Below are 1570 nucleotides of genomic sequence, written 5' to 3'. Positions count from 1 at the left end.
GGAGTATTTTGCTCTGCGCGAGTTTTTGCAGCTACGAGGTGTCGCGGGAAAGGTAAATAACGGCGCAATATTGTGCTTTGCGGGGCCTCCAGGCGTCGGTAAGACGAGCCTGGCAAACTCTATCGCAAAGGCGCTAAAACGCGAGCTAGTGCGTGTGGCGCTGGGCGGTCTTGAGGATGTAAACGAGCTGCGCGGACACCGCCGTACCTATATCGGCGCGATGCCAGGTCGTATCGTGCAGGGTCTCATCGAAGCAAAGCAAATGAATCCCGTCGTGGTGCTAGACGAGATCGACAAGGTCGGCAGGAGCTTTCGCGGCGACCCGACGGCGGTACTACTAGAGATCCTAGACCCTGAGCAAAATAACAAATTTAGGGATTATTATTTAAATTTTAATATCGACCTGAGCAAGGTTGTTTTTGTCGCGACGGCAAACGACGTGAGCGCCATACCGCCGGCACTGCGCGACAGGATGGAGTTTATCGAGCTTAGCTCCTACACGCCGCAGGAAAAATTTGAGATCGCGAAAAAATATTTAATCCCCCAAGAGCTCAAAAAACACGGACTAAAGCCGAGCGAAGTGACTCTAGGTAAAGACGTGCTAAGCCTCATCATCTCAGACTACACGCGAGAAAGCGGAGTGCGAAATCTGCGCCGCCGCCTAGCGGATATCTTTAGAAAAGCGGCAAAAAGACTACTCGAGGGCGAAGCGCAAAAGATAACCGTGACGACTAAAAATTTGAACGAGTTTTTGGAAAAAAAGGTCTTTGAGATCGAGCACGCCGATAAAAAGCCGCAGATCGGCCAGGTAAACGGGCTAGCGTGGACGAGCGTGGGCGGCGACGTGCTAAAGATCGAAGCCATACGCATACAGGGCAAGGGCGGCTTGCAGATCACCGGCTCTTTGGGCGACGTGATGAAAGAGAGCGCGTATATCGCATTTAGCCTCGTTAAAGTGCTAATTGACGCTAGAAAGATAAAAGTGCCTGCCAAAATCATCCCGAGCCTGCCTGACGACGTCAAAGACGGCGTAAAAAAAGAGCCCAGCGCTAGCGAAGTATATCGTCGTTATGATTTACATATACACGTGCCGGAGGGTGCCACGCCAAAAGACGGACCGAGTGCCGGTATCACTATGGTGACGGCGATCGCCTCGATCCTAACGGATACCAAAGTGCGAAGCGACGTGGCGATGACGGGCGAGATCACGCTAAGCGGCCGCGTGCTGCCTATCGGCGGACTAAAAGAAAAGCTCATCGCCGCGCATAAGGCCGGCATCAAAACCGCTCTGATACCGCGCAAAAACTATGAACGCGATCTGGGCGATATCCCGCAAGACGTCAAAAACGATATGCAAATCATCCCCGTGGACGTCATCGAAGACGTGCTAAAAAATGCGTTCGTCGCAAAATAACTACAAAATTTGATTAAATTTAGCCTCGTTTGCGGGGCTAAATTTCTACTTGAGTATCTTTAAATTTTATTTGATTAAATTTTTATTTTTTGAAATTCTTTTTTAATATGATAAGTATGTAAAATCGGCTGGATGTTGGTGGTATTAATTTTTTGA

The 1570-nt window shown here is 49.5% G+C and carries 1 protein-coding gene; it reads left to right on the top strand.

What is annotated here, in order from left to right:
* Positions 1–1414: endopeptidase La (lon, locus tag Q0338_RS02250; protein ID WP_298085340.1), on the top strand; the 1414-nt coding region annotated here is incomplete at its 5' end.
* Between the last annotated feature and the right edge of the window lie 156 nt (positions 1415–1570).

This window comes from uncultured Campylobacter sp., from assembly GCF_938018145.1.
Classification (GTDB): domain Bacteria; phylum Campylobacterota; class Campylobacteria; order Campylobacterales; family Campylobacteraceae; genus Campylobacter_A.
The sequence above is the reverse complement of the archived record's forward strand: the minus strand, read 5'-3'. Positions and strand labels throughout refer to the sequence as shown.